Annotated in this window: 23 protein-coding genes; 15 read left to right on the forward strand and 8 right to left on the reverse strand. The window is 38.1% G+C overall.

The window, feature by feature from the left end; all coding sequences use genetic code 11:
- Positions 1 to 99: 99 nt before the first annotated feature.
- Positions 100 to 768, forward strand: coding sequence for a response regulator transcription factor (locus IGJ87_RS01925; protein WP_002297412.1), 669 nt, complete (start codon positions 100 to 102; stop codon positions 766 to 768).
- Positions 769 to 770: 2 nt separating this feature from the next.
- Positions 771 to 1,814 (forward strand): HAMP domain-containing sensor histidine kinase, encoded by a 1,044-nt coding sequence (locus tag IGJ87_RS01930; protein WP_002294614.1) that lies wholly within the window; start codon positions 771 to 773, stop codon positions 1,812 to 1,814.
- Positions 1,815 to 2,044: 230 nt separating this feature from the next.
- Here the strand turns inward: IGJ87_RS01930 and IGJ87_RS01935 are convergent, their stop codons facing one another.
- Positions 2,045 to 2,926, reverse strand: coding sequence for a LysR family transcriptional regulator (locus tag IGJ87_RS01935; RefSeq protein WP_002297410.1), 882 nt, complete (start codon positions 2,924 to 2,926; stop codon positions 2,045 to 2,047).
- Positions 2,927 to 3,084: 158 nt separating this feature from the next.
- Here IGJ87_RS01935 and IGJ87_RS01940 point away from each other — a divergent pair, with 158 nt between their 5' ends.
- From IGJ87_RS01940 to IGJ87_RS01985, 10 genes are all read left to right on the forward strand, one after another.
- Positions 3,085 to 3,813 carry a DUF554 domain-containing protein gene (locus IGJ87_RS01940; RefSeq protein ID WP_049060589.1) on the forward strand — a complete coding sequence of 243 codons (729 nt, stop codon included), beginning with the start codon at positions 3,085 to 3,087 and terminating at the stop codon, positions 3,811 to 3,813.
- 156 nt (positions 3,814 to 3,969) lie between these two features.
- On the forward strand, positions 3,970 to 4,287 hold the full coding sequence (locus tag IGJ87_RS01945) for a PadR family transcriptional regulator (RefSeq protein WP_002286315.1): 318 nt from the start codon (positions 3,970 to 3,972) through the stop codon (positions 4,285 to 4,287).
- Positions 4,280 to 4,888 carry a DUF1700 domain-containing protein gene (locus IGJ87_RS01950; protein ID WP_002297408.1) on the forward strand — a complete coding sequence of 203 codons (609 nt, stop codon included), beginning with the start codon at positions 4,280 to 4,282 and terminating at the stop codon, positions 4,886 to 4,888. The genes IGJ87_RS01945 and IGJ87_RS01950 overlap by 8 nt, the downstream gene beginning before the upstream one ends.
- Before the next feature lie 54 nt (positions 4,889 to 4,942).
- Positions 4,943 to 5,734 carry a DUF4097 family beta strand repeat-containing protein gene (locus IGJ87_RS01955; RefSeq protein WP_002322196.1) on the forward strand — a complete coding sequence of 264 codons (792 nt, stop codon included), beginning with the start codon at positions 4,943 to 4,945 and terminating at the stop codon, positions 5,732 to 5,734.
- Between the two features lie 137 nt (positions 5,735 to 5,871).
- Complete coding sequence (locus tag IGJ87_RS01960) at positions 5,872 to 6,360, forward strand: DUF5348 domain-containing protein (protein WP_430609751.1); 489 nt, start codon at positions 5,872 to 5,874, stop codon at positions 6,358 to 6,360.
- A gap of 50 nt (positions 6,361 to 6,410) precedes the next feature.
- A complete protein-coding gene (locus tag IGJ87_RS01965; RefSeq protein WP_002286307.1) occupies positions 6,411 to 7,283 on the forward strand; it encodes an SPFH domain-containing protein in 873 nt (290 codons plus the stop codon).
- A gap of 175 nt (positions 7,284 to 7,458) precedes the next feature.
- Positions 7,459 to 7,821, forward strand: coding sequence for a YxeA family protein (locus tag IGJ87_RS01970; protein WP_002298706.1), 363 nt, complete (start codon positions 7,459 to 7,461; stop codon positions 7,819 to 7,821).
- An 8-nt stretch (positions 7,822 to 7,829) separates the two neighbouring features.
- Positions 7,830 to 8,582, forward strand: a complete 753-nt coding sequence (locus tag IGJ87_RS01975) for an ABC transporter ATP-binding protein (protein ID WP_002286304.1) — start codon at positions 7,830 to 7,832, stop codon at positions 8,580 to 8,582.
- A 13-nt stretch (positions 8,583 to 8,595) separates the two neighbouring features.
- Positions 8,596 to 10,398: an FtsX-like permease family protein gene (locus IGJ87_RS01980; protein ID WP_113787944.1), complete on the forward strand. Its 1,803-nt coding sequence runs from the start codon at positions 8,596 to 8,598 to the stop codon at positions 10,396 to 10,398.
- A gap of 276 nt (positions 10,399 to 10,674) precedes the next feature.
- The gene (locus IGJ87_RS01985; RefSeq protein ID WP_002286298.1) at positions 10,675 to 11,715 is read left to right on the forward strand and encodes an aldose epimerase family protein; all 1,041 of its coding nucleotides are present in this window, start codon (positions 10,675 to 10,677) and stop codon (positions 11,713 to 11,715) included.
- A gap of 51 nt (positions 11,716 to 11,766) precedes the next feature.
- Here IGJ87_RS01985 and IGJ87_RS01990 read toward each other — a convergent pair whose 3' ends face one another.
- The 6 genes from IGJ87_RS01990 to IGJ87_RS02015 all read right to left on the reverse strand — a co-directional run bounded on the left by IGJ87_RS01990 (position 11,767) and on the right by IGJ87_RS02015 (position 18,786).
- The gene (locus IGJ87_RS01990; RefSeq protein WP_002325891.1) at positions 11,767 to 13,911 is read right to left on the reverse strand and encodes a glucosaminidase domain-containing protein; all 2,145 of its coding nucleotides are present in this window, start codon (positions 13,909 to 13,911) and stop codon (positions 11,767 to 11,769) included.
- A gap of 356 nt (positions 13,912 to 14,267) precedes the next feature.
- On the reverse strand, positions 14,268 to 15,641 hold the full coding sequence (locus IGJ87_RS01995) for a PTS transporter subunit EIIC (RefSeq protein ID WP_002286296.1): 1,374 nt from the start codon (positions 15,639 to 15,641) through the stop codon (positions 14,268 to 14,270).
- Positions 15,641 to 16,036 (reverse strand): D-ribose pyranase, encoded by a 396-nt coding sequence (gene rbsD, locus IGJ87_RS02000; RefSeq protein WP_002286295.1) that lies wholly within the window; start codon positions 16,034 to 16,036, stop codon positions 15,641 to 15,643. Before rbsD ends, IGJ87_RS01995 begins: the two co-directional genes overlap by 1 nt.
- Positions 16,037 to 16,063: 27 nt before the next feature.
- On the reverse strand, positions 16,064 to 16,981 hold the full coding sequence (rbsK, locus tag IGJ87_RS02005; RefSeq protein ID WP_002286294.1) for a ribokinase: 918 nt from the start codon (positions 16,979 to 16,981) through the stop codon (positions 16,064 to 16,066).
- A 108-nt stretch (positions 16,982 to 17,089) separates the two neighbouring features.
- Positions 17,090 to 18,103, reverse strand: a complete 1,014-nt coding sequence (gene rbsR / locus IGJ87_RS02010) for a ribose utilization transcriptional repressor RbsR (RefSeq protein WP_002298484.1) — start codon at positions 18,101 to 18,103, stop codon at positions 17,090 to 17,092.
- A gap of 80 nt (positions 18,104 to 18,183) precedes the next feature.
- Entirely contained in the window at positions 18,184 to 18,786 is a 603-nt protein-coding gene (locus IGJ87_RS02015; protein ID WP_002298485.1) for an isochorismatase family protein, read from the reverse strand.
- 184 nt (positions 18,787 to 18,970) lie between these two features.
- On the opposite strand from IGJ87_RS02015, the gene IGJ87_RS02020 reads away from it, so the two are divergent.
- The 3 genes from IGJ87_RS02020 (at position 18,971) to treC (ending at position 24,557) form a co-directional block, all read left to right on the forward strand.
- A complete protein-coding gene (locus IGJ87_RS02020) occupies positions 18,971 to 19,672 on the forward strand; it encodes an ABC transporter ATP-binding protein (RefSeq protein WP_002296067.1) in 702 nt (233 codons plus the stop codon).
- A 9-nt stretch (positions 19,673 to 19,681) separates the two neighbouring features.
- The gene (locus IGJ87_RS02025; RefSeq protein WP_002298486.1) at positions 19,682 to 22,393 is read left to right on the forward strand and encodes an FtsX-like permease family protein; all 2,712 of its coding nucleotides are present in this window, start codon (positions 19,682 to 19,684) and stop codon (positions 22,391 to 22,393) included.
- 535 nt (positions 22,394 to 22,928) lie between these two features.
- Complete coding sequence (gene treC / locus IGJ87_RS02030; RefSeq protein WP_002298488.1) at positions 22,929 to 24,557, forward strand: alpha,alpha-phosphotrehalase; 1,629 nt, start codon at positions 22,929 to 22,931, stop codon at positions 24,555 to 24,557.
- A 59-nt stretch (positions 24,558 to 24,616) separates the two neighbouring features.
- On the opposite strand, the gene IGJ87_RS02035 is transcribed toward treC, so the two are convergent.
- Positions 24,617 to 25,891, reverse strand: coding sequence for an AI-2E family transporter (locus IGJ87_RS02035; RefSeq protein WP_002298490.1), 1,275 nt, complete (start codon positions 25,889 to 25,891; stop codon positions 24,617 to 24,619).
- Positions 25,892 to 25,913 lie beyond the last annotated feature (22 nt).

Here is a 25,913-nt window from a genome sequence, read left to right on the forward strand (position 1 = left end):
GTATATCAGAACAATGATCGTAGTATACGAAATAAATGTTAACTGAAGATGAACTACAAGAAAAAATCTAGAAATTTTTCAAAAAACAGAGGGAGATCAATGAATCGTATTTTAGTAGTAGAAGATGATCCGCAATTACAGTTGCTTTACCGTTCTGTGTTGGAACGAGCGGGCTTTTCAGTCATCACCGCACTGAATGGAGAGGATGCGCTGAAAAAACTAGAAGCGACACATATAGAATTGATCATTACAGATGTCATGATGCCTGAAATGGATGGCTATGACTTGGTAGGATCATTACGTAACGCCAGATTCGACATGCCAGTTCTGATGATTACAGCAAAGGCTGATTTCGAGGACAAGAAACGTGGGTTCAAATTAGGTGCAGATGATTATATGACAAAACCCATCGATGTCAATGAAATGATCCTGCGTGTGGAAGCATTGCTTCGACGTTCAAAAATCAATTACAGCAGTATCTTGACGATTGGGCAAACAAAATTAGAGCTGGATACTTATACTGTGGTACAAAATCAGCATTCTTTTATTCTGCCTCAAAAAGAATTTCTGCTTCTGTATAAATTACTGTCTTATCCAAACAAGATTTTCACTCGCCAGCAGTTGATGGACGATATTTGGGGATTAGACACGAATACAGAAGAACGAACGATCGATGTACATATCAAACGTTTAAGGACCCGTTTTGAAAAGACAGAAGATTTTCAAATCATCACAGTACGGGGACTAGGCTATAAGGCGGTTATTTAAAGATGAAAAAGAAGCTATTTTCACAATTATGGATCTATTTTGCTAGTATCGTATTTATTTCGATCTTAGTAACACTGCTGTGTTTTCTTGGTTTTATTTTCTTATTGTCTCGACATTCTATCTCGCCTGCTGAATCGGCTGGAAAACCAACGTTATACCCGTTATTCGTCTTTGCGGGGTTCAGTATGGTCGTGGGTACAGGAATATCGATTTTTGTTGGGCGGCGTATCCTGCATCCAATCAGTGCGCTAGGGACAAATATGAGTCTGGTAGCAACGGGAGATTTTTCGATTCGAATGGATGAACAGCAGAAAGTAGCAGAAGTACAGCAACTGTATAAAGATTTCAATGTTATGGTCCAAGAACTCAATAGTATCGAAACATTGAGGAATGATTTTGTGTCCAGTGTATCCCATGAATTCAAAACACCATTAGCAACGATCCAAGGATATGTACAATTGTTACAAGCCCCAAATCTCTCTGACGAAGAACGCCAAATATTTTTATATCGGATTATCGAAAGTATCACGCAGCTTTCACAATTAACAGAGAACATCTTAAAATTGAACAAACTGGAAAACCAGCGTATCCAACTGGAAAAGAAAGAGTACCGATTAGATGAACAAATTCGAGAAGTAATCGTTTTTTTGCAGCCTAAATGGGAGAAAGAACAGCTAGAATTGGATATCGAACTTGCTGCAGTAAATTACACAGGCAATGAAGAGTTTTTGTACCAAGTGTGGTTGAATATCATGGATAACGCCATAAAGTACAATCAAATCAATGGACAGATTCATATCAAACTATTTGAGACAGCCACAGAGATTGTACTGGAAGTGACCGATTCAGGTGTAGGAATGAATGAAGAGACCAGAGATCGAATGTTTGAAAAATTTTATCAAGGAGATACAAGTCGTCAAATTTCTGGGAATGGGCTAGGACTTTCACTGGTTAAAAAAATTCTAGAACTGCATGATGGACGTATTGATTATAGTAGTATCGAAGGAGTAGGAACGACAGCAATGATACGGTTAAGTAAACAATAGAAAAAAGAATAAAACCCCTAAAAATTCTATTGAAGGTTTTTAGGGGTTTTTAGTCGTTTTTTTGTGATTAGGGAAATGTTCTTACGGTTCTTTTGGCATAAAAATCGCTGCTTTCCTATTGAACTACGAGAAATGTTAGAGGTGTTATTGAAACAAGGACATGATGCAAGAAAGAGAGCGAAAGTCATGAGTCGCTCTCTTTTTTGATGGATAGATAGAAAATGAAGGGCTTAGTTCTCTTCTTGCCTCAAATACTCCCAAAATGTGTCTGAAGCCAAAGAATGTTCACCGATTTTACGCGTAAATGCGAGATAACTTTCTTTTGTTGGAGAGATGGGGAGGATCACAGTATTTTCTTTTAACAGATTTTTGACTGTTTTTTCCATAACAATAGCAATCCCCATGTCATTTGCAATCATATTGATGATCAAGTCGATCCTTGATCCTTTATAAGAGATTCTCGGTTCAAATCCAGCTTCGCGACACAAGTCCAGCACAGGTTGATACAAGTTCGTAGTAGGGCCAAGAACCAAAAAATTCTCCTTTTTCAGTTCGCTTAGATCCAATTTCTTTTTACTAGCTAAAGGATGATTTTTAGGTAGAACTGCTACAAAATCGTCTGTTTCAGTAGGCAACCACTCAATCGAACTTGGTGGGGCCTGAAAGCTTCTGGCAAAGTGGATCGTATCACTATGTTCATTTGTATCGTCATAAGTCAGTTCGATACTTTCCACTTCTTTCAACTGGACCGTAAATTCAGGATGGCGTTTCAAAAATTCGGTAATTTTGGAAAAGCCTTGGTAATTGATCATGGTTGGTATCGTTAAGATATTTAATGAAAGATTGTTTTCTTGCGTATAGGTTTCAAGCACTTCTTGCATGGCATGGTATTGTTCTACGACATTTTTTACATAAGGGAGCAACAAGCTTCCAGCTTCGGTCAACTCGATTTTTCTATGGGCACGTTCGAATAATTTGACGTCTAGTTCTGTTTCTAACGAAAGAATCTGTTTAGAAATGTTTCCTTGGGTGGTGAATTGTCGTTCAGCAGTTTTGGTGAAATTCATTGTTTCGGCTAAATCAAGAAAAACTTCAAATTTATGGATATCCATCATATTCCTCCTACTTATTCCAATAAAGAATACTTTAACACAAAAAATGAATTGGTGTAACCTACTCTGTCTGGTACAATCTTTCTTGCAGCGAAAGCAATAATTACAGAAATTTTTCTGATTTTTTTCGCTTCGTAGAAAAAGAGAGGAGTTTTTTGATGCCAACTGGAGTTTTGATCAATGTAGGTTCCGTTTTGCTTGGCGGACTAATTGGCGGATTAGTAGGAAATAAATTAAGTGAACATTTTAAAGCACAGCTGACGATGGTTTTTGGTGTGTGTTCGATGGGGATGGGAATCTATTCCATTGCGCCGATGAAAAATATGCCGGCTGTTATTTTTGCTTTAGTGATAGGAACAGCGATTGGTCTGATTGTTCATTTAGGTAATGGGATAAATAAGGGGGCTGCGCTGATGCAAGTACCTATTTCTAAAATCTTCCCTAGTGAAAAGCTTGGTATGACCCACGATGAATTTATCAGTACATTAGTGACGGTCATTGTTCTATTTTGTGCAAGTGGTACGGGGATCTATGGAAGTTTAGATTCTGGGATGACAGGAGACAGCACGATTTTGATTTCTAAATCTGTCCTTGATTTTTTCACAGCAGCTATTTTTGCGTGTAATTTAGGGTATGTCGTTTCTGTGATAGCAATTCCCCAATTCATTATTTTTTATATTTTGTTCTTATTGGCAAAATTTATTTATCCATTGACTACACCAGACATGATCTTAGATTTTAAAGCTTGCGGCGGATTCTTGATGGTCGCTACCGGTTTTAGAATGATCAACGTGAAAATATTCCCAGTAGCTGACATGATACCTGCAATGATCGTTATCATGCCACTGAGCTGGATGTGGACAAATTGGATTATGCCACTGTTATAATAAAAATCAAAGAGAAGCCATTTTTTTGCTGACTAAAAAGGATCAAATCTTTTAGTCAGTTTTTTTGTATTTGACAAACTGATTTTGAAACTATATTATATGTTGTATAATATAGATTGAAATAAAATATTACACTTGAGAATAGAAGGTGACGTAATGCACATCCAGATTCCAACTGTTCTTCTTGATGGTACTGTGCTAGCAGCATTAAGCAAGGAAGATATGTATGGGTATGCCTTAACAAAAATCGTACAAGAAAGTCTCTCTGTCAGTGAATCTACACTATATCCGGTTTTGAGAAGATTGAAAAAAGAAGGATATCTTGAGACCTATGATGAACCTTTTGAAGGCAGAAACCGTCGATATTACTCGTTGACACCAATGGGAAGTCGTCATTTAGAAGAAATTATTGATGAATGGATTGTTTTTCGAGATTCTTTAGACCGGTTATTGGAGGAGAGCACAAATGAATGAATATTTGAATGAAGTTGTGGATCATCTTCAAGAAATTCCTGAAGACGATCGTTTTGATTTGATCCAGTATTATGAGGAATATTTTTTAGATTCTGGAAAAACATTAGATCAGATCATTGATGAATATGGTACACCAAAGCAGTTTGCCTTAAAATTAAAAATCAGTTACTTTTCAGAAGAAGAACAAGCAGAAAACGAGTTAGTGAAAAATCCAAAAAGACAAATTCGCCTGATTTGGTTAATCATTATCGGTTTATTTGCTTCTCCTGTCCTCATTCCACTAGCACTGGGGTTTATATTGGTTATTGGGGGACTATTGGTTGCTTTACTAGCGCTCATTTTTAGTATCTATGTTTTATGTATCAGTATCTTAGGTGTTGGCCTATTCATGATCATATCAGGAATAAGTGTGTTTGGACAATCGATTCTGAGTGGATTATTCTTTATCGGTGTCGGTCTGTTCGCCACAGGAAGCGCAGTATTTATTTCGCCACTGTTGCTGAAAGGAACAAAAGGGCTTTTTTATGTCATGATGAACTTTGTTAAATGGATGGGACGACGTTTTATTACAAAAAGAGAACTGCATTCAGCGGGCGTTTGAAGGAGGACACATAAATTGAGATTGAAACATTTTTTGATTACCGGTATTGGTCTGATGCTTACTGGTGGCCTCCTAGCAGGTGCAACTTATACATTAGGCGCTCAAAAAAGTCTGACTTGGGATAATGGTCCTCGGTTGATCGATATGGTTACTGAGACAAAAAAAATCAAGGATGCAAACAAAATCGTCATCCATGCAGAAAATCAAACAGTTTCGGTCATACGCGGATTGGATTTTGAGATAAAAACGACTTATGATAAGACAGAAAAGCCAGAAATAAAGGAGAAAAATGGCGTGTTGACTGTGAATGCAGTCAAAAAATCAACAGGTGCAATCATTAGTTTAGAAGACACAAGTGCACAAATCACTATTGTTGTCCCTGCAGATCATGAATTATCTGAATTGACAATCGAAGGGAATAATAGTGCAATTGATATCAACGAAGTATCAATCAAAAAAGTGAATACTAAGACACATGATGGCTGGGTATCGTTCAATGAATTTACAGGAGGAACAATAACTGCGAAAGATGAATTAGGCTCACTTCGACTAGATGAGGCCAATGTGGATAACTTGATCGTCACAGGTGAAAACAGCAACTTCCATCTAGAAGACAGTTTGATCAGCAAAGAAGGAAAAGTCATCCTAAACGGTGGTAATTTATCTTTGCACGAGATGGAAAACAGTGGCTATACTATCCAAACGTCTGGTGAATCTTATATTGAAAAAGACTACCAGCCAATAACAAATACTTTGTTAGAACAAGGACAGAAAAAGCTAAAGATCACTGCTAAAGACACATCGATCAATATTACGACGGATCAAGAGGACAATGAAACAGATTGATCCTGTACTCAACTGGATATTTTAAGAAAAAACAGCAAAGATCCTTCCAATCTTTGCTGTTTTTCATCGCTTAACGCACATAACTATAGTAAAATAAGAAAGAAAATATCTAAAAAGAAAACAGGGTGAAAGAGTATATGAAGGTAGAAGAAGGTCAAAGAGAAAAGTTAAAGACAGAAATGGAAAGATTACATACTTATATCACTCAACTAAGCCAAACCTTCTATGATCCAGACAAAGAAAAAGTGATGGTTAATTACCCGAACAATTCAGAAGGTCGTCAATTAGAGCAAGTATACCATGAAGTTTTCAAACATTTATTGACGGTGAAGAAAGAGCTGGATTATTATTCTTTACCGATTATCGATACAGGAATATTGAAGTATGATGGGAAGAAGGAACGATTTATCTTTAAATCTGTTCGGGAAGATTTGCCTCTTTCAGCAGGGATGGATCTAGAGATCTTGGTAGAAGACTATTTTACAGAAGAAAAGCACTGGGTTCGAACAAAATTGGATTATTTACCGCAGGCAGCCGGAGGGACACAGGCAAGCGATTGGTACATCACTGAAGACAAAGAGTTAGAACTAGAAGGTGTAATGGCGCGTATTCGAAAAAAAAATTAAAAAAGTAACATTAGATATTTATTGAAGGATAAAGGAGCGCAGGAAGTAGCATGAGAGAAAAAAGAGCATTTTATATCAATGGCTATGCAGGGATTGTCGGATTGGTCGTATTAGCTTTAGTTGGATTGTTTTTCTTCTATTTAGGCATGTGGCAAGCGAAAGTTTGGGCACTTTTTTTAAGTATTTTTCTTTGGTTGATCACGTTATTGTTGTTAAGTTCGGCAACTGTAGTCAGTCCTAATCAAGCAAAAGTAATTTTGTTTTTTGGACAATATTTAGGTACGATTCGAGAAAATGGCTTTTTCCTTACGATACCTTTGGCACAAAAAATGACTGTTTCGTTGAAAGTTCGGAATTTCAATAGTTCTGTTTTAAAAGTCAATGATTTGGATGGAAACCCCATCGAAATCTCAGCAGTAGTAGTCTTTAAAGTCGTTGATACAGCAAAGGCATTATTCGATGTAGCGTATTATCAAGATTTTGTAGAAATCCAAAGTGAGACAGCCATTCGGCATATCGCTAGCCAATACCCGTATGATACATTCAATGAGAATGATTTGACGCTTCGAGGAAACACGACGGCAGTGTCTGACGAGTTGCAAAAAGAGCTGCAAGAGCGTTTAGCAGTAGCAGGTGTCGAAGTAATCGAAACACGCTTGAACCATTTAGCCTATGCAACAGAAATCGCTAGTGCCATGCTCCAACGTCAACAAGCAAAAGCCATTTTGTCTGCTCGACAAACCATTGTTGAAGGAGCTGTCACAATCACTCAAATGGCCTTAGAGCAAATCGAAGATGGACAAGAAATCAATTTCACCGATGATCGGAAAGTCCAATTGATCAATAATTTACTTGTCTCAATCATTACAGACAAGGGAACGCAACCTGTTATCAATACAGGCGACATGAAAGACCGTAAGTGACATACTTTTTGTAAGATAGGAAGAAGGAGTTTAGGACGGATTATTGTCTTGAACTCTTTTTTTAGTTGTTTTAAAGAAAATGACAAAATTGAAAGAAGAATGATAGTTGATTCGAAGGCAGAATTGTTCGCTTTTTTCTATAATCAGTATATAAAGTAAGAGAGAAGGGGAAAAAGTGAAAAAACTTCTGATCGGTCTACTTGTTTTCATCGTTGTGGTACTTGCAGGGGTGAAAATCGCAGATTACGTAGTTATGGGTGGAGAAGAATACTATGTACAAATTACGACAGATGGTACAAAAACAGTTTCAAAGTTAGACTCTGGACAAGAAACAGTCAACTATAGATATATCCTGCCTGGCTATACGAAAGAGGGTAAGGAAAAAGAACTGGACTTCAAGGGACAATTGACTCGACCGCTTCGTAAAGGAGCATATTTAAAAATCACCTGGAACAAAAATAAAGGTGTCACTTCGTATGAAGAAGTCGAAAAAAAAGACGTGCCGAAAACAGCACTGGAAAAACTAATTAAAGGGTAGGGAAAGAAATGAACAAAATAGTCGAAGTACAGAATGTAACAAAAGTATACGGAAAAAACAATGAGAAAAAGACGCAAGCATTAAGCGGCATCAGCTTCGATGTAGAAAAAGGCGAATTTATTGGGATCATGGGCGCTTCTGGTTCTGGTAAATCGACACTTTTGAATATTTTATCCACATTAGATAAACCAACAGATGGGCATATCCGAATCAATCAAAAAGATGTGACCACATTAAAAGGAAATCAACTAGCAGATTTTCGTGCGAATGAGATTGGCTTTATTTTCCAAGATTTCAATTTATTAGAAAGCTTGACAGCACAAGAAAATATCGCTGTTCCTCTTTCTTTACAAGGCGTCAGACCAAAAGAAATCAAGCAACGTGTCCAAAAAATTGCAGAACGTTTATCCATCTCTCATATTTTGGAAAGCTATCCTTCTGAGATTTCCGGTGGACAAAAACAACGGGTCGCCGCCGCACGTGCATTGATCACACAACCAACGATTCTATTAGGGGATGAGCCTACAGGTGCGCTGGATTCCAAAAGTGCCCGGGATCTTTTAGATACGATGGATGAATTGAATACAAAAGATCATGTATCGATTCTTCTTGTGACGCATGATCCGTTTTCTGCAAGTTATTGCCAACGTATTTTATTCATCAAGGATGGCGGTATCCATCAAGAAGTGAAACGTGGAGATCAAAGCCGTGATTCCTTCTATCGAGAAATACTATCTATTCTTGGAAACTTGGAACAGTAGGGGGAGATTGACTATGCTTTGGAAATTATCACTTACTGGGATCAAGAGCCGTTTAAGAGACTACTTGGTGTTATTCTCAGGATTAGTTATGGCATCTGCTATTTTTTACATGTTTGAATCAATGGCAAGCAACGAAGCTTTTTTGAAAAGTAATACGATCGTTGCGGCTACAGTTATCATTTTCCGATTCGGTTCTGTTTTACTAGGGATCATCACATTCGTTTATATTTTATATGCAAATTCCTTTTTGATGACGATGCGGCAAAAAGACTATGCAATGTTTATGATGCTAGGAGCAAAAGGCAGAAAAATCGCACAGATGATTTTTTCTGAAACATTCTTAGTAGGGATCGCAGCTACTTTAGTGGGTTCAGCTGTCGGTGTAGGATTGACAAGTATCGTCCACCGATTATTAGTGGATCAGTTAGATCTCAATATTTCGCATTTTACACCTTTTAGTATTCACGGGTTGTTGATCACTGTTTTGTTTTTTGCTGTTTTGTTTTTATTAGCTGCTGTTGTCAATGCTTTTTCGATTGTCAAAAAACCGATATTAGCATTGATTCGTGCGGATCAGACACCAACAAGAATCAAGCAGCATAAATTCTTGTTTTTCCTTGAAGTAGTACTGGGAATTGCTTTTCTAGGCTGCGGTTACTATATGATGAAACACGTGGGGACCTATCAAGTCTTTGGTATAGGAGTAGCCTTAGTTACGATCGTATTAGGAACTTATTTCATTTTCCATTCTGTGATCATTTTCTTTTTATCATTACTAAAGAAATCAGAACAGATTTCATTGAAAAAATTGAACAATTTCACATTGTCACAGTTAAACTTTCGTATTCGTGAATATACACAAATGCTCTCAATGGTCGCTATGCTGTTTGCCTTGGCACTGGGCGCTTTGACGGTAGGATTAGGTTTTAAAAATGAAATTGCAGACTTGACAGAAAACAATTCTGGATATGATCTAGTGATGAATAATCCTCGGGCAGAAGATCAGCAAAAAATCAAAGAACTTTCACCAACACTTTCTGCTTCTTATACTCAAAAAGAAGATGCGGGAACGATTTACTATAATGCAAGTGAATTTGCGGCTCAACCATTGATCATGATAAAACATGAAGATGGAACACCGCCGAAGATCACGAAAGAAAAAGTTCCTGCTGAAAAAATGAATGAACTGACTGTACAAGAGGAACTTCGAAGCTATGAATTGCCGGAACAGCAAGAAAAAGAAATCAAGGTAGTCAGTCAATCAGAATTTGATCAACTGAACTTGCCACAATCCACTTTACAGCTAGTTCAGGTAAAAGACTTCCAAGCAAACCTGAAACCAATCGAAACACTTGTTGCTCAAAATAAAATGAACAATCCATCTTTGCAAAAAGTAGAGTACAGCAACCAGAAATATGAAATGTATGAAGTGTATAATGGTCTATTCTCTGGTTTTGAATTTATGGGATTCTTCCTAGGTTTAGCTTTCTTGACCATGCTTGCTAGCTGTTTGATGTTCAAGATCTTGTCAGGAAGCAAGAGTGACATTGCTCGTTATGAAATGCTTGAAAAGATAGGAACACGACGCGGGTTGCTTAAACAATCGATCCGTAGAGAAGTAGGCGTGTTATTCTTAGCACCAGGAATCTTAGGTGTAGTCCATGTCTTATTCGGATTACAAATGTTTGGTCTATTCATGCAAGATCCATACAAAGATATTTGGGTTCCGTTTACGATCTTCTTCGTATTGTATTTCATCTACTATGTACTGACGACATGGTTATATACTGGAATCGTATTGAAAAAGAGATTGTGAAAAAGCTGTCCTGCATCAAGTAATAAGAACAGCCAAGCAAAAATAGCTCCTCATATTTTTCGTTTGGTTGGGCTTATTACCGCGGATGCAAGCTTTTGAACACCGTTTGTTCGGAAAAAGAGGTTGTGACAATATTTTTGTCACAACCTTTTTTTCACGGTCTTTTATTAAAATATAGTAAATTTTTTCTCGTTACTCACGGAATAAGCTGTTAAGAAAACGGTTTCCATGTATACTGGAATCAGTGCAAATGAAAGAAAAGAGGGTGCAAGGAACATGGAAATCAATGAACAAAATTTTGGCGAAAACTATCACTTGATTACGATCACGAATCAAAATGGGACATCTTTGTCTGTCAGTGATCTTGGGGCACGGGTTGTTCATTTTCAAACAATAATCGATAATGAAAAACGAGAGTTGATCTTAGGTTTTGATGAAGCAAAAGAATATCTAGAAAAAGACCCTTATATCGGTGCTTCAATCGGACGTATGGCTGGACGGATTACGAATGGCACATTCAAATTAGATGATGAAACGTTCGAAGTAAAAACAGACCCGGACACTGGTCATTGTTTACATGGTGGTGCACCTAGCTTTGAAGCCAAGCAGTGGCATTATACAGTCATCAATGGTGAAAACGAAGCATCGGTCATTTTCTATCAGACTAGCCCAGACATGGAAAACGGATTTCCTGGAACTTTAGATGTAGAAGTACGGTATACGCTGACGAACGATGATACATGGCGAGTGACGGTCCAAGGGATCAGTGACCGCAAAACAGTATTCAATCCTACAAATCATGTCTATTTCAATTTAACCGGTGATCCAGCACAGTCAATCGACGAACATATACTTTGGTTGAATAGCCGATTATTTGCTACGCTCAATAAAGATACAACGCCTACAGGAGAAGTAGTTTCAGTAAGTGGCACAGCATTTGACTTCCAACGTCCTAAAAAATTAGGTGAGGTCTTTGCCAGTGATTTTCGCCAATCAATGATAGTGGGCGGTATCGATCATCCATTTTTGTTGAAAAAACAATCTGGTTTACTAAATGCTGCGGAATTGACAAGCCCAGATGAAAAAGTATCGATCCAAGTAAAAACAGATGCTTCAGGAATCGTGATTTTTACAGCAAATTTTGGAGAAGATGGACCGGAAATGCGCGGGAATAAATTAGTAAATCATGGCGGTATCACATTTGAGACTCAAGAACTGCCAGGAGCGGAGCGACTTGAAAGTTTTGGAGATGTCACTCTGGAACCTAACCAAGTACGCGAGTTTGTAACGGAATACAAAATAAATATAAAGAAATAGAATAAATTAAAAAGGGAGTGTGACAGTGTCACATCCCCTTTTTAATTTATTCTATTTCTTTAAAGGCAGATCAAGCCAGAATGATTTGTCTAAACTTAACAAGGTTAGTACAGGAACAGTTGCAGCTTTAACTGTACGAGTAGTTGTTTCTGGTATCTGTCTTGCCGTAAAATTGTTCCACAAATCCCAGATTGAAGCGACACGGAAGATGGAAGAAGCGTTGTTGACGCGTTTTATCGTTGAAAATTCTAATCCTGTGATTGGCACGCCATCTGTTGTCCATTTGATTGGCACATCGAATCGCTTAGACATATTGAGGATTTCAGCGTTTGCTTCTTCAGTTGTTGCTGCTTCTTTTTTCGGTTCATCATATTTTGTCAGGTCGTACGCTTCGATGATCGCGTTCAATTTTTGTGAATATTGGCGATCTGTAGCATAACGTCCTTCCAAATATTTGGTTGCTTCTTTGTAGTCTTTTGTTTCCGACTTCCAAGTTGGTTTGTAGAAATCAGGATTGCCAGTCAGTCCATTTTTGATCAAGTCGGCATAGTCTTCCAAACTTTCCTTGTAAGAAGGATATTTACGGAATTGTGCGCGGATTTGGTAGCTTTGTCCGGAACTATCTTGTTCAAGTGTATTGAAGGTCACGCTGCTTCCTTTATATGATCCTTTGATACCAAAAAGGTTATGATTTGGTTCGCTTGATAATAAGCTGTTTCCAGATCCACTTTCAAGGATAGCTTGAGCCATCATGACTGATGCGTAGATTCCTTCTTTTTGCCCGATTTCCTGTGCATCATCTGCAATCTTTTTCAAGAACTGATCAGTTGTTTGGTTTTGACTGAAATGGAACGAGCCATCTAATCCATCTAAAATAGATGAGCCGCCTGTCAGCGAACCTGAAGCAGCAGGTAAACCTGCTAAGTTTACTCGGACAGCAAAATCAGGCGTGAAATCTGAAATAGAAGTTACTCGAACTTTATCTCCTGGTTGAGGCGCATGGATAAATTGTCCGTTCCCAATATAGATACCTACGTGGTGGGTAACACCAGAAGAAGGTCCCCAGAAGACGAGATCACCAGGTTGGGCCTGACTTACTGGAATCTGTGTACCTGCATATTGCTGTTCGCCTGTCCAGCCACCGATATAATGACCGGTTGCTTTCATATATACGTAATAAGTCAAACCAGAACAGTCAAAAGTATTTGGACCTTTTGCTCCCCATACATATGGTTTTCCAAGATGCTTGAATGCTTCTCGAACGATTGCTTGTTGGACATTCGTTGTATTTGTAGGCAATACAGCATCAATTGGTGATTTTACAACAAAATCAGAAGAAGCAGAAGATGGATTCTCTATACCGCTTTGATTTGCTGTATTTGGACGAGATGAAGCATTGTTCGTTCCGCCATTTGATGAACCATTGTTTGGATGGTTTGGTTCTCTCTGAGTATTTCCATTGTTATTCGATCCAGATGGGTTTGTTTGATTCGAAGAATTCCCGCTGTTCGAATTATTGTTATTATTGTTTGAATTATTTGAACCATTATTATTGTTGTTATTACCCACATCTGGTTTGTTTGGCGTTTCCGGATCTGGTGTACTAGGGACTTCTTCACTAGGATCAGTTGGTTTCTCTGTTGAAGTATCCGGTACAGGTTCAAATTCTGCAGTAATAGATAAATTGTTCGTACCTACTGTAAAGGTCTTTGCATCATAATTTACTTCTTTGGCACCATTAACAGCGACTGAAGCAATTTGTTCACCTTCAGCTGGCGTAATAGTGTAAGTTACCTTCGTTTCCGCTAATAAACCTTCTACCGTTCCACTTTCCGTAATATCCAAAGGTTGCTGTTCAGGGGAATCCGCTGTCGAAGCAGTCAGTTGGATCTTACCAATCAAAGAAGGAGCAATTGTAAGGGAATATGTCTCGGCTGGCTTTTCATTTTCTGATGGATCAGCCGGATCAATTTCAGTTGGCTCGGTCGATCCTGTTGTTGAGTTAGTTGTTCCAGTTGGGTCTTCTGTAAAAGAATCCGTTGTTTCACTAGTAGCTGAGCTGGATGTAGTCGTATCTGTTGTGACTGTTTGATCAGCTGTTTGATTATCTACGGCAAATACGGTATTGGTCGACAAAACAGACGGAGCAATCAGCCAAGTAGCAGCTAGCAAACGTATCGTTTTTTTATTTTTCATAATAAACTAGTCCTTTTCCTTTCATTGATTTTCTGTCTTATTCAGCATTCATTAGACATTTTTTGGAACAGATAATCGTGTCGAAAAGCTTTTTCTTTTCATAAATCTGTCTGTGTATTCTAAATAAAACAATTTGTAAATAAGCAACGAGCATTCATTCGTTTTTCATTGACGTTCATTTTATTGCATAGACCACCTTTGTTTGGGGATAAACAAGTGGGGATAAAAATGGTTATGCATATGTAAATTATACCAAAGTTTGGAAAGTATCACAAAAATTTATAAAAATAATGATCCTAAAAAGAAAAAGACTGAAATATGTGATAAACATCTCATACTTCAGTCTTTTTCATTAACTATTCATAAGACATTAGGTCTTCATCAAACCCGCTAACGAGAGTAGTAATCATTGCTACGACTAGACTAACAGCCAGTCCTGCTAAGTACCAGAAAAAAGTACCGGAAATGAATGCAGGCAATGTGGTCAGACTACCAAATACAAAAGCGATCGCTTTCACTTGGGCAAATCCCATTACAGCTCCACCAGCAGCTGCACCAATGCAAGCAGCAACAAATGGTTTTTTCAATGGGATCGCAATTCCGTAAACAGTTGGTTCGGTCACTCCCGCAAGTAAAATCGAAGCAAAAGCAGAACCGGAGATCGAACGAGTTTTTGAACGTTTACTTCGTAGAAATACACCTAAAGCTGCACCAGCCATTCCAAAATTGGCTGCTCCTGTCAACGGAACGATTCGGTCGAACCCATAAGCAGAGATATTACTGATCATGACAGGGTTTACAGCCCATTGGATACCAAATATTACCAAAATATTCCAACCACCAGCGATGATTGCGCCGCTGATCGGTCCGTTAATATCCATCATCCAAGTAATTGCGGCAGCTAACCCTTCGCCAAGGTAAACACCCGCAGGCCCGAATACCATTAACGTCAAAGGAACCGTGATAACTAATGAAAGTAAAGGTACAAATACTAATTGCATATTTTCGCGAATATATTTTTTGAGGAATTTTTCAACAAAAGAATAAAAGAAAATACCTAAAATCGCCGGCATGACAGTAGACGTATACTGCATCAGTACTACAGGAATCCCCAGAAAATCAGTAGCTGCTTTGCCACTGTCTGAAAGTAAAGAGGTCAGATTCGGTTCAATCAGTGCTGCAGCAATGACAGCCGCAATATATCCATTCACTTTAAACGTTTTGGCGGCAGAAAAAGCAAGAAAGATTGGCAGAAAATAAAAGACGGCATTCGACGCAGCAGACAAAATATGATAAGTTCCGCTTGTTTCACTAAGCCAGCCAATCGTAGTCGCTAAAACAACCAGACCTTTTAATATACCAGAACCGGCAAACAGCGGAATGATCGGCGTAAAGATTTCCGATATCAAACCAAATAGTTTTTCGATCGGATTTAGCTTTTCTTTAGGAGCTGAATGATCGATTTGACGCGTTAATTCCTTGTAAGCAGGAGCCAATCCCTGATCCATGATTATTTCTGCATATCTATCGAGTAAAATGAAATACTTAATGGAAGGGATTTGCTGTTTTAATTTTTCTGCATTGGCTACTGGCTGTTTTTTCAATTTGATACGAAGCCGAGTCGCACATGGAAGGACAGAATCAATATTGTCTTTTCCTCCCAACTGTTCAATCAGCATATGAATCTGCTCGGACAGTACCATCTGTTCAGGATTCATTGTCGTTTCCATTAGAAGACCACTCCACTCACTAATATAATATTGGCGTAAGGTGTCATTTCGCCTGTACGAATAAATGCATGACAGTTATTCAACTCTTTTTTCATTTCTTCATGTGGGATAAAGCTAATCGGTGTATCTGGTAACAATAATTTGATTTTTTCCAATATTTCCGGGTTCATTGTCTTTATTTCTTCCGCCAATTCAATCGATTGTACCTCAAGTTCTTCTAAAACGTTTTCTAAAACAGATAAAAAGCTTGGAAGACCGTTTGAGACAGCCAAATCTATTTTTTCAGTACCAAAGGGGACAGGCATGCCTGCATCCCCGATACTTAATTTATCAAAGTGCCCCATTTGTGCGATTACTCGTGAAATATCTGAATTGATTACTTTTCCTTTTTTCATGTTTGTTTCTTCCTCTCATTGTTAATTTTAGACTGCTGATTGTTCTAAAGCTTCGCGGTAAGGGATAGAAGGTTGCGCACCATAAGACTGCACAGCAACAGAAGAGGCTAGATTTCCATAAAGGATCGCTTCTTTCAAGTTACTAAGGTCTGGCTGAAGTGTGCTGCTTAATGCGCCAATAAATGTATCACCTGCGGCTGTTGTGTCAACGGCATCCACTTTAAAAGCAGGGACGATACCGTGTTCTTTTTCTGTATGATAGAAAGCGCCGGCACTGCCTAGTGTAATGATTACTGTTCCAATACCTAATTCATGGAGTTTTTCGGCTGCTGCGACCAAACTGTTATGATCTGTCACTCTGATTCCTGTAATGATTTCTGTTTCTGTTTCATTTGGTATAATGATATCTGTTTTTTCAAGTAGTTCAGTAGGGATCGTTTCACGAGCTGGTGCAGGATTCAGGATCGTTGTTTTTCCTGCGTCTTTTGCAATAGAAAAAGCTAGGATCGTCGCATCTAAGCTACTTTCAAACTGAGCAATAATAAAGTCACTGTTTGTAATCAGTTGCTTGTTTTTTAGGACTTCTTGTTCATGGAAAGCATTATTTGCACCTGCATGGATCAAGATACTATTTTCTCCTGCTGCGTCTACCATAATCATTGCTTGTCCGGTTGTGGCGCCTTGGATTTCAGCTATCCCAGATGTATCGATGTTTTCTTTTGTCAGTAGATCTAATAACTGTTGTCCTTCGCTGTCAGCCCCAACGCCTCCAATAAAAGATGTCCGTGCGCCTGAACGTTTGGCTGCCACTGCTTGATTGGCACCTTTACCTCCGCCAGCGTGAAAAATCTCATGCGCATGCATTGTTTCGCCTGGCTTGGGCATGTTGGTTAAACGAAGGGTAGTGTCCATATTAATACTTCCAATTACTGTAACCGTGTTCATTTTACAAACCTCCAACTATCTCATTTATTTTGATGGGAAAAATTATTTTTTAAAACGTTTTAGTAAAACGTTTTAATAGTTCGATAAAAATATAGCACACCTTGAAAGCTATTTCAAGGGTGCAGTTGAAAATCTTTTTTCTAATCGTACAGGTAATCTTTTTTCTTCCCATTCTTTTTCTGGGAATTGGATCCGATCTAACAATAATTTGGCAGATGTTTGTCCCAATTCGAAGATCGGTTGTGCGATCGTTGTCAGTTTCGGCTTGATATACTCGCACATATCTATATTATCATAGCCAATAATGCTGTAGTCTTCAGGAATGCTTTTTCCAGATTCCTCTAATCCGCGATATAATCCAAAAGCTAATTCATCATTTAAAGCAAACACACCAGTTGCAGCAGAATCAAGAAGTTCTGCTGTGATTTGGTAGCCACCTTGTTTTGAGAACTGTGTAGGTAAGAGGATCAGTTGGTCGTGAGAGATTTGGTAAACATCAAGAGCAGATTTAAACCCCTCAATCCGAGCGTGGACATTTTCCGGCGGATTTTCAGGATAGACAAGGGCGATCGTTTGATGACCTAGACTAAGCAAGTGCATGCCCGCTAGGTAACCACCGCGAAAATCGTCTGTTCGTACGGCATCACTAAATCCTTCAGATTTTTTCTGATCCAAAACAATGAAGGGCCGGCCTTGTTTTTTCAAATTTTCGTTGATTGCATCTGTAGAGACAGCAGAAGTCGCGATAATGAATCCATCCACACCTCGACGTGTGAGCTCGGCTAGATATTCGATTTCTTTTTGATGATCAGAATCAGCATTACATAATATCGTGACGAAATTCTGCTTATACAAGATATCCTCAATTCCTCGCATCAGTGTACTGAAGAATGGATTCGTGATATCAGGAACGAGTACACCAATTGTTTTCGTTTCCTTGGTAATCATTTGTCTAGCAAAATAGTCAGGCTGATAGCCTAATTCTTCTTTGGCAGCTAAAACTTTCTGAACAGTTTTCGGACTGAATTTCTCCGTATTTCCATTTAATATCAAGGAGACAGTTGTGATTGAAACGCCGGAAAGTTTAGCGACTTCTTTGATTGTGATCTTTTTTTTCACCATGTTCATACTCCTATCTAAATCCTGTGGTTATTTTCCCATGAAATCAAAAAGAAGTAAATGAAAATCACGTGTGCCAGTACTTATTTGCTTTGTTGGATAGCTTCGATTATTTGTTTCGTTGAGCGTACTCGTGCAGTTTTCGGAAATATCTTTTTTATGAACAATTGATGGGATTCTTTGTCACGATCACTGCAAGCATCTTCAGCAAGTACGACATGATACCCATGTTGGAAGGCATCTAATGCAGTAGCATATACACCCTTTGTTGTCGCTACACCGCTTAAAACGATAGTTTCGATTCCACGCCGGCGAAGTTGAAGATCAAGAGAAGTACCAAAAAAGGCACTTGGATTGTAGTTTGTGATAGTCAACATATTGTTTGTATCTTTCAAGGAATCCTTCAACAACAAGTCAGTGAATTCTGCCGGAGCAGACAAAGCAGATATTCCTCCAGCATCTGTCTGATGACTTAGATAAGAGAAAGTAGTGATGTCTACATTCACTAAAACTTTCAAGGCAGCGGTACGTTTCAATGTTTTTGCTAACAAATCATTGTTTGTCAGAATAGATTGTGCAGTGTGTGGAGAGAGTGTACCGTTATTTACGATCCCTTTTTGCATGTCGATCGCGACAAAAGCAGTTTTTGATAAATCAAAAATCATATTTTCCTTTAAATCATTCATGATGTTCCTTCTTTCAAATAACAATGTTTTTTATGTAAGTAAATCATAAATCGTTTATTTGTCAACTAAATAAAGGATTCCTTTCTTTAGTCTAGAGAAATTCAGTGGTAAAATAAATAAGTGTGAGAAAACGCATTCGATGCATAGATATAGCGAGAAATATCGTGAAAATGGAGGAATCAGAGTGAAGTATGTCGAAGTAAAAAATGAATACAAACGATACAAAATGGGAGAAACGACCATTACAGCAAATGACGATATTTCTTTTTCAATTGAAAAAGGCGAATTAGTGATTATACTTGGTCCAAGTGGAGCAGGAAAGTCAACGATTCTTAATATTTTAGGTGGGATGGATACACCTGATGAAGGTCAGATCATTATTGATGACACAGATATTGCGCAATTTTCAGATAAACAGCTTACTGCTTACCGACGAACAGATGTAGGGTTCGTTTTCCAATTCTACAATCTCGTTCCTAATCTAACAGCAAAAGAAAATGTGGAATTGGCAACGGAAGTTTCTCCTGATGCGCTTGATCCTGTAGAGGTATTGAGGCAAGTGGGCCTAGCTCATCGATTGAATAACTTTCCGTCCCAATTATCAGGAGGCGAACAGCAGAGGGTTTCAATTGCTCGTGCACTAGCTAAAAATCCCAAACTTCTTTTATGTGATGAACCGACAGGCGCGCTGGATTTTGAAACGGGCAAGCAAGTATTGAAATTATTGCAAAACGCTAGCAGACAACACGGCAATACCGTTTTGATCATTACACATAATTCTGCTTTAGCGCCCATCGCTGATAGAGTCATTCACATTAATGATGCTAAAGTAAGGTCTGTTGAATTAAATGATCATCCTTCATCCATTGATGAGATTGTATGGTAGGGGGATTTTATGAAAACAAGAACATATCTTAAAGCAGGTTTTCGCGAAATTCGGCAATCTAAAGGACGATTCATTGCAATCATCCTTATTGTCATGCTAGGAACACTTTTATTTGTAGGTGTCAAAACTGCTGGACCTGTCATGCAAAAAACGATGGATCACTATGTTGGTACAGCAGGACTTTCTGATTTGCAAATCGTTTCTACTGGTGGCTTGACACAAAAAGATATTGCTCAAGCAGAAAAGATCCCAGATGCAAAAGTAGAAACAGGAAAACAGATCTATTATTCCAATACTGGCAAAAACGAAGTGATTCAAATATTTTCTTATAACAAAAATAACAAGCAGAACAAGCTACAATTAACTGATGGAAAACTCCCGGAAAAACCAAACCAGCTTGTATTGGATGAAAAAGCGGAAGATGAAGGGTATAAAATCGGTGATATTTATCAGATTGATTCAGATGAATTGAAAGAAAAAGAGTATACCATCACGGGCTTTGTCCGTTCTCCATTGTTCATCAACAATTTGGAGAGAGGATACGCGAACATCGGAAATGGTAGCGTCGATTATTTTGTCTATTTGCCTGAATCCGCTTTTAAAACAGATATTTATTCTGTCTTATATCTTGATTTTACAAACGTAAAGAATTTGAATACGTACAGCAAAGCTTACAAAGATAAAATGGAGCAAAATCAAGAAAAGGCAGAAAAGTATTTACAAGATCGACCCGAAGAACGCTTAGAAGAGCTGAAAAAATCGGCCAACGAAGAATTAGAACCAGCACAGCAAAAAATAACAGAAGGCAAAGCACAAATAGCACAGGGAAGAACACAGTTAGAAGATGCTAAAAAACAGTTAGCGCAACAGTCAGCAGCTATCCAGCAGCTTCCTGAAGCGCAACGAACAATCGCTGTTCAAACATTATCTCAACAAGAAGCTCAACTTGCTGAACAAGAAAGGCAATTAGTTGAGAAAGAACGTGAACTGGCCTCTGCAGAGGAAGAATTGAATCGAAATGCAGAAAAAATTGAAAATTTAACTAAACCATCATACCTATACAATGAACGTTCAGAAAATGTCGGTTTTCAAGAATTTGGTGATCTGTCTGATCGTATCGCTGCGATTGCTAATGTTTTTCCTGTTTTCTTTTTCTTTATTGCCGCATTGATCACCTTTACGACAATGACACGTATGGTAGAAGAAAACCGCAGGGAAATCGGGACATTAAAGGCGTTAGGTTATACGAAAGTTGAAATCGCAAAAAAATATGCAATCTATGCAAGTCTAGCCTCAGGGATAGGCATTGTTTTAGGAACGATATTAGGAACGAATCTTTTGCCAAGGATCATTTTTGAGCTGTCTAACGAGCGGTATGATATTGGGAGTGCGCTTATTTTTTATGACTGGCCGCCGATTTTACAAGCAGCTGCCGCATTCTTCATTGCCGCATTTGGCGCTGCAATGATCGTTTTATTCAAAGATTTAAGAGAACGGCCTGCTGCATTGCTTCAACCGAAAGCACCGAAGCCAGGGAAACGCATTTTTCTTGAATACATCACTCCGCTGTGGTCACGCCTTAGCTTTAATCAAAAAATCAGTTACCGAAATCTCTTCCGATATAAGTCAAGAATGCTTATGGCGATTATCGGAATTGCTGGATGTGCCGGGCTGATGGTTGCAGGCGTGGGATTAAAAGATTCTCTAAGTTCTGTCTCAGCCAAACAATTTGGACCGATCATTGACTATCAAGCAATCGTTACATTGGATTCATCCACGGAAGATAGTCGTCAAAAAGCAGCGGATATGCTGCAGAAGCAAGAAAAAGTAAATGAGATCCTAGCTATTCATACTCAAACCGTAGAATTGAGAAAAAAAGGACATGCTTCGCAAAGTCTGACAGTGATCGTACCAAGTAAAACAGCTGATTTGGATCGTTTTATCCATTTAACTGATCTTGAAGAGAACCCACGCTCCTTGCCTAAAACAGGAATCGCTATTACGCAAAAAGCAGCAGAACTATTTGACTTATCTACAGGAGATCATATTTCGCTTTATGATGAAGATCAAAAAGAATGGAAAGTCGAAGTAAAAGAAATCGTGAAAAACTATCTAGGTAGCTTTATTTATATGTCTCCTGAATATTATGCTTCAGTTACTGATCAATCGATGATGGATAATGCATTTTTGCTGCGTACAGATAAGATGACAACGAAAGAAGAAGAAATGCTTTCCGAGAAACTGCTTGCCACAGACGCTGTGACAAATACGTCTTTCATGTCCAAACAAATCGAAACGCAAGAAGAATCAATGGCGAACTTAGACTCGGTTGTCTTAATCTTTGTCGTATTATCAGGACTGCTGGCTTTTATCGTCTTGTATAATCTAACTAATATCAATATTTCCGAGCGTGTACGCGAATTATCTACAATAAAAGTCCTTGGATTTTTTGATAAAGAAGTCACGATGTACATTGTTCGAGAAAATATCATCTTTACTCTTTTAGGAATCATCGGAGGATTTGGTGTAGGATATATATTGACTGACTTCATCTTGCAACAAGCGTCTATGGAGAATGTCATCTTTCCATTAGTGATCACATGGTGGGCTTATGTCTTATCAGCAGGATTAACTATCGTATTCACGGTTATTGTGATGATCGTTACCCATTTCAAATTAAAGCATATCGATATGATTGATGCGTTGAAATCGAATGAATAAAAACAGAGGTTGTGAAATCAGCGGTTGTGAAAAAGCTGTCCTGCATCAAGTAATAAGAACAGCCAAACAAAAATAGCTTCTCATATTTTTCGTTTGATTGGGCGTATTACCGCAGATGCAAGCTTTTAAACACCGCTTAAGGAAGAGGTTGTGAAATCAGCGTTTTGAGCTAATAACGAGGGTCAGCTGCTAATTGAACACCGTGAATCAGAGGTTGTGAAAAAGCTGTCCTGCATCGAGCAAAAAGAATACTCAAATAAAATTAGCTCCTCATGTTTTACATTTGAGAAGACTGATTGCCGTAGATAAAAGCTTTTGAGCACCATTTATAGAAGAAACAAGAATATTTTGCTATTTTAAACAAGAGGATAGACAAATACATGTCTGATCTCTTGTTTTTTATTGGGCAACAGACCTCTTAGAATGTATAAAGATAAATTTTACAAACGCTTTCGGTTCAGTTATAATAATAAATGATAACTTGTATATATAAGTTGTGGTAGGTAATAAATCAGTTGAATGGAGGTAAATATCCATGACATTTAAAGACAAAGTCATTTACCAAATCTATCCCAAATCTTACAAAGACAGTAATGGTGATGGAATTGGAGATTTAAAAGGAATCAAAGAAAAACTCCCGTATCTGAATGATCTAGGCATCGACATGATTTGGCTAAACCCTATTTATCCAAGCCCTCAAAAAGACAACGGTTATGATATCTCTGATTACACAGCCATCGATCCTATCTTTGGTACGATGGAGGAATTCGAACAGCTAATAGCCGAAGCAAAGAAATACCGGATAGAAATCATGCTCGATATGGTGCTGAATCACGTTTCGACAGAACATGAATGGTTCAAAAAAGCACTAGCAGGGGACCAGCATTATCAGGACTTCTTCATTTTAAGAGAAGAGCCAACGGATTGGGTATCAAAATTTGGTGGAAGTGCTTGGTCGCCATTTGGAGATACGGGGAAATATTATTTGCACTTATATGATCGGACACAAGCTGACTTGAACTGGCGGAACCAAGCAGTAAGAGAGAAACTATTCAAAGTTGTTCGTTTTTGGATGGAAAAAGGGGTAAAAGGATTCCGTTTCGATGTTATCAATGTTATCGGTAAAGACGAACAATTGAAAAATAATAAAGAAAATGATGGCAAACCTGAATATACGGACAAACCAATCACCCATACGTATCTAAAAGAATTGAACCAAGCAACGTTTGGGACGGATTCCACTATCATCACAGTCGGTGAAATGAGCTCTACGACGATCGAAAATTGTATCTTGTATACAGAACCTAGTAGAGAAGAATTATCAATGGTCTTTAATTTCCATCATTTGAAAGTCGATTATGAAAATGGGAATAAATGGTCTACTCCTCCATTTGATTTTGCAGAATTAAAGCGACTATTTCATACATGGGGAGAAAAGATGAGTGAGGGTAACGGCTGGAATGCTCTATTTTTTAATAATCATGATCAGCCACGTGCGCTAAATCGATTTGTAGCTATCGATCAGTATCGAAAACAAGGAGCAGAGATGCTAGCAACCATGATCCATTTGAACCGTGGGACGCCCTATATTTATATGGGAGAAGAAATCGGCATGATCGACCCAGACTATTCATCGATTTCCGACTATATTGACGTAGAAAGTTTGAATGCTTATAAGTTACTCCTTGAACAAGGATTCACAGAAAAAGAAGCGTTTCGTCGGATCAAAGCAAAATCTCGCGATAACTCTCGAACACCCATGCAATGGTCAGACACAGAACAAGCAGGATTTACTACAGGGAAACCTTGGTTAAAAGTTGGAGGCAAGCTAGAAGAGATTAATGTAGAAAAAGAACTATCTTCTGAAGATTCTATTTTGTCCTATTACAAGAAATTAATTCGGCTGAGAAAAACATATCCAATCGTTGCACAAGGAGATTATCATTCTTATGAAGCAAATCATCCGGAAGTTTATGGCTTTCTTCGCCAATTTGAAGGACAGCAGCTGCTTGTATTAACAAATTTCTATGATAAAGATACAAGGATCGCCATCCCAGAAGGATTCACAGAAGCCAATATTCTTATCGATAATTATTCCGATACTGTTCTTCATCAAAGTCTGGAGCTAAAACCATACCAGGCAATTGCTTTGCTGAAAAATTAAAACAAAAACACAAAGCGTCGTTCCTACGAGCTATTCTCGTAAGATCGACGTTTTGTGTTTTATTTAAAATAATCTTCTTCAGAAAATGAAGAGTTTTCATACTCTCCTTTATCGCCATAAAATTTATTGTAGCGTTGTTTGAATTTACGGAAAATAAAAGTAACGAGTAATTTGACTAACGTATAGATAGGAATACCAAAAATAACGCCCACAATTCCCATTAGATCACCCATGACAAGTAAAACGATTAAGATCGTAATCGGATGGATCTGTAAACGATCACCCATTACTCGAGGAATCACCAAGTCACCGTGGAGAAGTTGTACGGCAAACCAGACAATGACAAATTTGACAGCCATAAAAGTAGAGTCTTGGAATGCAATGATCAAACCTGGAAAGAAGGCGATAAACGGCCCAATATATGGAATGATACATAACAACCCAGCAGAAATAGCTAAAACACTAGCAAATTCTAATCCGATCAGTAAGAAACAAACCCAGTAGACTGCTCCAAGGATAAATGAAGCAATGATTTGCCCCTTTAGAAATGAACCCAATTGTTGATTAGCAATCTTTGTCAAATTTTTAAAATCTGTACGAAATGCTGGTGGGACAATCGCTAAAACTGACTGATAAAATTTTTGAGGATCTCTCAAAAGGAAAAAAGCGACAATTGGACCAGTAAATAAAGTAATAAAAATAGCTGTAACAGTTGAAAAAATGTTGCTGATCCGTTGTGCGCCACTTTCCCAATAATTTCCAATAAATCCAGCTATATCAGACGTCACGTCGTCAATAGAAGCGAAAAATTGATTAAATGAATCGGCAAAAGGTGTTTTCTCCAAAAATTGTCGGAGACTCTCTTGAAAATCTTGAAACAAATCTGGCAAACTACTGATCAATGTCTTTGCCTGTTCTTCAAGAAAAGGAACAAGCCATACGCTTCCAAGCCCCAATAAAAATAAAATAATCACATAAACGATAATGACTGACAAGTTCCTCGAAAGGTGCTTGCTCAAACGTTTGATGACTGGTTCCAAAAGATAATACAAGATCAGTGCAAACAATAATGGGGGCAAGATAGTAGCGATAATGATCCCGACAGGCTTGAATATAAACGAGATCTGATGGAAAAAATAAATGATCAGCGCAAGTAAGATAACTATTCCTAAAACATAGTAAGAGGTTTTTCCTCCTAAAAAGCGGATCAAACGATTCGTTGTATCTGTTTCTTTTTTCACTCTTTTTCCTCCTTTATCTATAACTTCATTATAGACAAAAGCGGGTATAAAAGGAAAATGATAGAGGTTGATTGCAAAAATATCGTCAATCATTCATATAAACTTTCTCATCAAT

This window comes from Enterococcus sp. DIV1411a (genome assembly GCF_050531945.1).
In the GTDB taxonomy this organism is placed as follows: Bacteria; Bacillota; Bacilli; order Lactobacillales; family Enterococcaceae; genus Enterococcus_B; species Enterococcus_B faecium.

Excerpts from the sequence above, each read along its gene's own strand:
- rbsR (WP_002298484.1), bottom strand. The coding sequence starts at position 18,103 with ATGGTGAAAAAAAAGATCACAATCAAAGAAGTCGCTAAACTTTCCGGC.
- IGJ87_RS01930 (WP_002294614.1), top strand. The coding sequence starts at position 771 with ATGAAAAAGAAGCTATTTTCACAATTATGGATCTATTTTGCTAGTATC.
- IGJ87_RS01925 (WP_002297412.1), top strand. The coding sequence starts at position 100 with ATGAATCGTATTTTAGTAGTAGAAGATGATCCGCAATTACAGTTGCTT.
- treC (WP_002298488.1), top strand. The coding sequence starts at position 22,929 with ATGACATTTAAAGACAAAGTCATTTACCAAATCTATCCCAAATCTTAC.
- IGJ87_RS01975 (WP_002286304.1), top strand. The coding sequence starts at position 7,830 with ATGAACAAAATAGTCGAAGTACAGAATGTAACAAAAGTATACGGAAAA.
- IGJ87_RS01990 (WP_002325891.1), bottom strand. The coding sequence starts at position 13,911 with ATGAAAAATAAAAAAACGATACGTTTGCTAGCTGCTACTTGGCTGATT.
- IGJ87_RS01965 (WP_002286307.1), top strand. The coding sequence starts at position 6,411 with ATGAGAGAAAAAAGAGCATTTTATATCAATGGCTATGCAGGGATTGTC.
- IGJ87_RS02035 (WP_002298490.1), bottom strand. The coding sequence starts at position 25,891 with ATGATTGACGATATTTTTGCAATCAACCTCTATCATTTTCCTTTTATA.
- IGJ87_RS02025 (WP_002298486.1), top strand. The coding sequence starts at position 19,682 with ATGAAAACAAGAACATATCTTAAAGCAGGTTTTCGCGAAATTCGGCAA.
- IGJ87_RS01950 (WP_002297408.1), top strand. The coding sequence starts at position 4,280 with ATGAATGAATATTTGAATGAAGTTGTGGATCATCTTCAAGAAATTCCT.
- IGJ87_RS01980 (WP_113787944.1), top strand. The coding sequence starts at position 8,596 with ATGCTTTGGAAATTATCACTTACTGGGATCAAGAGCCGTTTAAGAGAC.
- rbsD (WP_002286295.1), bottom strand. The coding sequence starts at position 16,036 with ATGAAAAAAGGAAAAGTAATCAATTCAGATATTTCACGAGTAATCGCA.
- IGJ87_RS01940 (WP_049060589.1), top strand. The coding sequence starts at position 3,085 with ATGCCAACTGGAGTTTTGATCAATGTAGGTTCCGTTTTGCTTGGCGGA.
- IGJ87_RS01985 (WP_002286298.1), top strand. The coding sequence starts at position 10,675 with ATGGAAATCAATGAACAAAATTTTGGCGAAAACTATCACTTGATTACG.
- IGJ87_RS01960 (WP_430609751.1), top strand. The coding sequence starts at position 5,872 with ATGAAGGTAGAAGAAGGTCAAAGAGAAAAGTTAAAGACAGAAATGGAA.
- IGJ87_RS01955 (WP_002322196.1), top strand. The coding sequence starts at position 4,943 with ATGCTTACTGGTGGCCTCCTAGCAGGTGCAACTTATACATTAGGCGCT.
- IGJ87_RS01995 (WP_002286296.1), bottom strand. The coding sequence starts at position 15,641 with ATGGAAACGACAATGAATCCTGAACAGATGGTACTGTCCGAGCAGATT.
- IGJ87_RS01945 (WP_002286315.1), top strand. The coding sequence starts at position 3,970 with ATGCACATCCAGATTCCAACTGTTCTTCTTGATGGTACTGTGCTAGCA.
- IGJ87_RS02015 (WP_002298485.1), bottom strand. The coding sequence starts at position 18,786 with ATGAATGATTTAAAGGAAAATATGATTTTTGATTTATCAAAAACTGCT.
- IGJ87_RS01935 (WP_002297410.1), bottom strand. The coding sequence starts at position 2,926 with ATGGATATCCATAAATTTGAAGTTTTTCTTGATTTAGCCGAAACAATG.
- rbsK (WP_002286294.1), bottom strand. The coding sequence starts at position 16,981 with ATGAACACGGTTACAGTAATTGGAAGTATTAATATGGACACTACCCTT.